General features: G+C 57.7%; 6 protein-coding genes and 1 tRNA gene. 4 read left to right on the forward strand and 3 right to left on the reverse strand.

Annotated elements, in window-relative coordinates; genetic code table 11:
* Window positions 1–289: 289 nt before the first annotated feature.
* Window positions 290–366, reverse strand: a tRNA-Pro gene (locus WG934_RS01145).
* A gap of 158 nt (window positions 367–524) precedes the next feature.
* Window positions 525–1,409, reverse strand: coding sequence for a metallophosphoesterase (locus WG934_RS01150; RefSeq protein WP_339988381.1), 885 nt, complete (start codon window positions 1,407–1,409; stop codon window positions 525–527).
* 164 nt (window positions 1,410–1,573) lie between these two features.
* Between WG934_RS01150 and WG934_RS01155 the strand changes: the two genes are divergently transcribed.
* Window positions 1,574–2,035 carry a GatB/YqeY domain-containing protein gene (locus WG934_RS01155; protein WP_339976722.1) on the forward strand — a complete coding sequence of 154 codons (462 nt, stop codon included), beginning with the start codon at window positions 1,574–1,576 and terminating at the stop codon, window positions 2,033–2,035.
* Between the two features lie 18 nt (window positions 2,036–2,053).
* On the opposite strand, the gene WG934_RS01160 is transcribed toward WG934_RS01155, so the two are convergent.
* Window positions 2,054–4,519, reverse strand: coding sequence for a transglycosylase domain-containing protein (locus WG934_RS01160; RefSeq protein ID WP_339988366.1), 2,466 nt, complete (start codon window positions 4,517–4,519; stop codon window positions 2,054–2,056).
* A gap of 374 nt (window positions 4,520–4,893) precedes the next feature.
* On the opposite strand from WG934_RS01160, the gene WG934_RS01165 reads away from it, so the two are divergent.
* From WG934_RS01165 to WG934_RS01175, 3 genes are all read left to right on the forward strand, one after another.
* The gene (locus WG934_RS01165; protein ID WP_339976726.1) at window positions 4,894–5,274 is read left to right on the forward strand and encodes a WhiB family transcriptional regulator; all 381 of its coding nucleotides are present in this window, start codon (window positions 4,894–4,896) and stop codon (window positions 5,272–5,274) included.
* A 261-nt stretch (window positions 5,275–5,535) separates the two neighbouring features.
* Window positions 5,536–5,697, forward strand: a complete 162-nt coding sequence (locus WG934_RS01170; RefSeq protein ID WP_339976728.1) for a hypothetical protein — start codon at window positions 5,536–5,538, stop codon at window positions 5,695–5,697.
* Between the two features lie 3 nt (window positions 5,698–5,700).
* Window positions 5,701–6,210 carry a RidA family protein gene (locus WG934_RS01175; protein WP_339988368.1) on the forward strand — a complete coding sequence of 170 codons (510 nt, stop codon included), beginning with the start codon at window positions 5,701–5,703 and terminating at the stop codon, window positions 6,208–6,210.
* Window positions 6,211–6,325 lie beyond the last annotated feature (115 nt).

Below are 6,325 nucleotides of genomic sequence, written 5' to 3' on the forward strand. Positions count from 1 at the left end.
TCTTAGTAGCCTTCATATTGATTCGCGGTGACTTTGAATTAATGCCATTCATCGCCGGATCCTTGTCGAAAGCCGGTGCCATCTCCCCACCATTGCGTCTACTTCGAAATACAGGCGCGCAAGATCAGCACTGAATTGCAGGTCGATCTCGACTCGTGCAGGCGCACTCAAAACCACTTGTCGACGGGGGTAGATTCACGCACAATCCGACAGAATTGACCGTAATTCGCGGTCATTCTGCGGCGAGGCGCAATGGGCGCGGTGCGCATATGCCGCGTGAAAAAGAACTTGGTCGGGGTAGCGGGATTTGAACCCACGGCCCCTTCGTCCCGAACGAAGTGCGCTACCAAGCTGCGCTATACCCCGGAGCCGTTCGCGCCAGGGACCAAAATCCACTGGAATTTACCCCAGTGCGTAACGAAAATAACTGTAGACCTCGTCAGCTCGACTTCGCAAAGTGCCTGGTAGGGGCGGGGCGCTTTTGGGGATCGTCGTAAAGCTCTCGGTTCTTATTGAAAATGGCCCTACTTCGAGACAACCTCAATCAATGTCGCCGATGGACGGCAAAACAGGCGAACCGGCACATACGGAGACGTACCAAGACCGTTGGACACGTGCATCCAGGTGCGCTCGGTCCAGCGCGCAAGACCGGATGCGCGTGAACGGTCGATGCCACAGTTGGTGACAATGGGGCGCTCGCCAGGAAGACAGACCTGGCCGCCGTGGGTGTGGCCACTCATGACAAGGTCATAGCCGTCGGCAGCGAACTGATCCAGGACATGTGGTTCCGGGGAGTGCGACAGGCCAACGGCGAGATCTGCATCCGGGTTGGGGAATCCGGCTACCTGGGCATAGTCGTCGAGGTTGTGGTGCGGATCGTCCACACCAGTGACCGCAAGCTTCACCCCACCAGCCATGAACTCGAGGCGCTGATGCGTGGCGTCCTGCCAGCCTCGCTCGATGAAGGCGGCGCGCATATCCTGCCACGGAAGCTCGACCTCAGAAGGCTTGCGCTTCTTACCCGTCAAGTATTTGAACGGATTAACTGGCTTCGGCGCAAAATAGTCATTTGTACCGAACACGAAGACACCAGGTCGATTCAGCAGCGGACCCAATGCCGACAACACCGATGGAACAGCGTCCATGCTGCTCAAGTTGTCGCCCGTGTTGACAACGAGATCTGGATTCAGCGCATCCAGCGACGCAACCCACTTCTGCTTGAGCTTGTGCTTCGGCAACATGTGGAAATCGGACACATGCAAAATGCGGAAAGGCTCACGCTCCGTGCCGAACCCGGACCCGGTTGGCAACAGCGGCACTTCGACCTTCTTCAGGCGAAATGCGCGCAGCTCGACCTGATTCGCCCACAGGAACACCGACGCACCCAGCACCGCAGTGCCTGCCGCCATGAGCGCTGGACCAGCGAGCGGAGTATTCAGAATCTTCGAGTTCTTATCCACGAGAGACAGGGTACAGGGCGTCACGGATTAGCTACGGCACCCCGCGCACCCCTCCCATTCGGCGCCGCCACCCTTTTCGCACGGGCGCGAACGCAACTGCGTAACCTAAAAACATGAGTGAATTGAAGGCCAAGATCATTTCCGACATGACCGCTGCGATGAAGGCCCGCGACAAAGAAACCGTGGGCGCACTGCGCATGCTGAAGGCTGCAATCCAGACCGAAGAAGTCTCTGGAGCCAAGCATGAGCTCACCGACGCGGAGGTCCTGCGAGTCATCGAGCGTGAGATCAAGAAGCGTCGCGAATCCGCCGACATGTACGCTTCCAACAACCGCCCTGAGCTGGCCGAAGCCGAGCTTGCAGAAGCTGAGGTGTTCACCAAGTACCAGCCGGCTCAGCTTGACGACGACGCGCTGAACAGCCTCGTCGCCGATTCCATCAAGGAAGTCGCTGGAGATGACGCGCCAAACATGAAGATGATGGGGCAGGTCATGAAGTTGGCCAAGGAAAAAGCCGCCGGCCAGGCCGACGGCAAGCGTCTGTCCGACGCTGTCAAGGCTGCACTCCAGGGCTAGTCCCTCAGGGCTAGCTCTCTAGAACGGGATTCTTCCGATACCCGGAATATCAATTCCGCCACCAGTGCCCCCACCGCCACCGCCACCGCCACCGCCGGTAGTCGGTGGAGTTGGTAGGTCTGGAATCAGCTCTTCCAGCGATGGCATCTCAGAAGGAGATGGCACCGTCCACGTGCTCGTTGGACGTCGTGTGGTGGTACGTGGCGGAGCCGGCTTTGCCGAACCATCAGATACGTAGATGGTTACCGTGCCACCCTTCAGCAACAGGCCAGGCACCTGCGTCGAGGTGACAATGCCACGTGGCTCGCCTGTTTGCGAAGCACGCTGAGATTCCACCTTAAAGCCCGCTTCCTCCAACTTCCGGCGAGCTTCTGGCTCTTGCATGCCAACAACGTTTGGCAACCTGGAAATAGATGTGCCTTGTAGGAAGTCGTCGTTAAGTTCGGGGATATTCATTCCGCCGTACTCGTCGACGATTGGGCGCATCGCGCTGAACCATGTCCGAGCTGGTTCGCGACCACCGAAGAGATCGCCTTCCCAACACTGACGCAGCGGGGTCGTGCACAGCTGCGTGACAGTAGGGGAGTCGTTGTAGGTGTAAACCGCCGCGGCAAGACCATTTGTGAATCCCAAGAATGCGGCTGACTGGTGAGACTCGGTGGTACCCGTCTTCGCCGATACCTTGCCATCCCAGTTGAACTTTGCAGCCGCGTCCTTCGCAGTGCCGAACGTGGTGTCCTCGCTCATGGCGTTAGCGATAGCGCCGGCCACGCCAGGATCCACGGCGTCCTCGCACGGTGGGACTTCGAGCTCGACTGGCTCGCCATTGGAGTCCGTAATCGAGTCAATAGGAGACGGTTCGCACCAGCGACCGCCCGAAGCGAGGGTTGCGCCGACGTTGGAAAGCTCCAGCGCGTCGACCGGAGTTGGCCCCAGCACGAACGAGCCGAGAGTGTTCTCCGACACGTACTCCTGAACCGACGATTCACCGTCGAAGCTGCCTTCCTCCGTGTACGAACGCATGCCCAAACGAACTGCCATATCCATGACGCCGTCAACGCCAACTTGCTCCGACATCTGGATGAAAGGTGTATTCGGCGAGCGCGCCAGCGACTCGCGCAACGTCATCGACGACGGGAAGTTGCCTACATTTTCCACGCAGTACATGCCTTCTGGGCAACCGGCTGCGCCACCGCTGCCAAGACCCCACGCCTCGTAGCGACGAGGAACCCACAGCGACGAATCAATACCCATGCCGCGCTCGACCGCAGCCGTCGCCGCGAAGATCTTGAACACCGATCCCGCACCGTTGCCGACTGGTGTGTATGTCTGTGGCTGTACCGTCTGCTTTGCGTTGGCATCCAGACCGTAGACGCGTGACGACGCCATCGCAAGCACACGTCGAGTGTCCTTGCCAGGCTCCACAACATTCATGACCTCCGCAACGCCTTCCGCCTGCGGATCAGCCTGTTCGCGCAGGGCGCGCTGCGTATTCTCCTGCACCTTCGGATCCAGGGTTGTGCGAATGGTGTAGCCACCACGAGCCAGTTCCTCGCGGTCAATGCCATGCTCATTTAAATAGGACACTGTGTAGTCGCAGAAAAAGCCACGGTCGCCTGCGCTGATGCAGCCCTGAGGAAGGCTCTGTGGTTCCTCCAGGACACCGAGTGGCGCGTCTTTCGCAGCCTTTGCTTGTTCTGGCGTAATTGCGCCCGTGGATTCCATCGCCGACAGGACTTCGTTACGACGAGCCGTCGCTCCTTCTGGATTCGTATACGGATCCAGTCCCGTCGTTTGCTGTACCAGGCCAGCTAACAATGCAGCCTGCTCGACCTTCAGCTCTGCGGCAGGGACACCGAAATAGGTCTGCGCGGCAACCTCGACACCGAAAGAACCATTGCCGAAAGGAACAACATTGAGGTACTTGGTCAGCACCTCATCCTTCGACATCGACCCTTCCAGATCCTGGGCAATGCGAATCTCTCGCAACTTACGGCCATAGTCAGTAGCCGTTGCAGCACGACGTTCTGCCTCTGTCTTCGAATTCACCAACAGAGTGTGGTTCTTGATCAGCTGCTGCTCCAGCGTGGATGCACCCTGGGCTACAGAACCTGACACGAAGTTCGTGACAGCCGCACGTGCCGTGCCCTGCCAGTCCACTCCTGAGTGCTCCCAGAAGCGGCGATCCTCGATAGCGACGATCGCCTGCTTCATTGGCTCAGAGATCTTTTCCGATGGCACATTCACACGACGTTGCTCGTACATCCACGCCATAGGCTCGCCATTACGATCCGTAATAGTCGTAATGGACGGTGCCGGCTCCGTAATGACCGATCGCGCTGACACGGCCAAGTCGTCTGCCGTCCGCGCCATCAAATAGCTCACGCCGCCCGCTGGAGGGAAAAGAGCGCTCGCCAAAACCAGGCCGGTCAGGATAACCGCTACGGCCAGTTTTAGTAGGTTCTTTCCGTTATTCACACGCATAACACTACTTGCCGTTCCGAAATGCCAAAAGGCAGAAGCGCCAGCGCAAGCATTTCCCCGTGCTCGCTTGACGACGGAGCGAACAATGTTGCGGTGCGTTAATGGCGCTTCGTTCGTCGCAAAGTATGTATGTCAGGTGAAACAAGCGGGGATCGTTAAAGCCTGTTTAGTGACGTAGCTCACCCCCGAAACGGATGACAAAGCGAACCAGTTACCTGCATCTCTGTGTTCTGCATCACCCCTGGAGTGTGACGCAGTAGACACTTGCGAAGCGTTGTGAATAGACTTACAACAACAAATCAACACTTAACTAAGTGATTCCTACCCCTGAGACGAAGAGATCGGGTATAGGAGAAAGCTCAAGGAGGCCATCAATGACCGCCACGATTCCGGACAAGAACCGCACCGTTACTCAGCTCAGCCTGCGTGTAGCACCTAGTTCCGACGAGCGAGTGTTGGGTCCGGAGAGCTTTAGGGATCGTCAAGAGTGGGTTACCCAAGCTAAGTGCCGTGACATTGATCCAGATGAGCTGTTTGTCCGCGGTGCGGCTCAGCGCCAGGCAGCAGTTATCTGCCGGCACTGCCCAGTAGTTCTGCAGTGTCGTGCAGATGCACTGGACAACGAGGTTGAGTTCGGTGTGTGGGGTGGCCTGACCGAGCGTCAGCGACGCGCGATGTTGCGCGATCACCCAGAAATTACCTCGTGGGCTGAGCATTACGCAGCTCAGTACGAAGCACAGATGCAGAATAAGTAGTTTGGCAATATAACTGGCAACTTAGCCTCTGAGCTCTTCAGCGCAGATCGGGATTGGTGGTTTTCCTGGTCTGCGCTTTTGTTTCGGCTCGGTACCTCCACTGCAGCCCGGCACGAGAAATCGTGACCTGGGCTTTTGCTGATTTAACCTGGGTCGCAATGGAGTTACCGAGCCGATTTGAAATGGCAGACGCGAACAAACCACCGCAGCAACAGTCAAGAACCTCCACAGCGGCCACGAACACCACTACCCTTGGGACACATGACTACTTCTTGGGAATACGCAACCGTTCCACTGCTCACTCACGCAACCAAGCAAATCCTCGATACCTGGGGAGAAGATGGCTGGGAGCTCGTTACCGTCCTGCCAGGGCCAACGGGTGAGCAGCACATTGCTTACATGAAGCGCGCTAAGGAGGCGTAACGCATGGCTGACACCACTAACTCTATTTCCGCACGCTTGGCTGAGCTCGGAATCGAGCTTCCAGCAGTAGCCGCCCCAGTTGCTGCCTATGTTCCGGCTGTACAGACCGGCAATATTGTCTACACCTCGGGTCAGCTGCCATTCGTTGACGGCGAGCTCACCCACGTCGGTCACGTCACCTCTGAAACACCAGACGCTGATGCAGGCGAAGCCACCGATGTCGTATCCGCCGACGACGCCAAGATCGCCGCTCGCACTGCCTGCCTCAACGCGCTAGCTGCCGTCGATGCGCTCGTGGGCATCGACAATGTTGTGCGCATTGTGAAGGTCACGGGCTTCGTGTCCTCGGCTGCAGGTTTCAACGGCCAGCCGGGCGTTATTAATGGTGCCTCCGAACTTCTCGGAGAGATCTTTGGCGACGCAGGTCAGCACGCTCGTTCTGCTGTTGGCGTAAATGAACTACCACTGAATACCCCAGTAGAAGTTGAGCTGATGGTAGAGGTTTCTGCGTAACGACGACCGTCGTCAAGCAGCACACGTCGAAGTGGCCGTGCCCCGTTGTTACCTCCTCAATAACGGGGCACGGCCACAAACGTAAAAAAACACATAAGATGGGGGACATGGAGCA

This window comes from Corynebacterium sp. H78 (assembly GCF_037572275.1).
In the GTDB taxonomy this organism is placed as follows: domain Bacteria; phylum Actinomycetota; class Actinomycetes; order Mycobacteriales; family Mycobacteriaceae; genus Corynebacterium.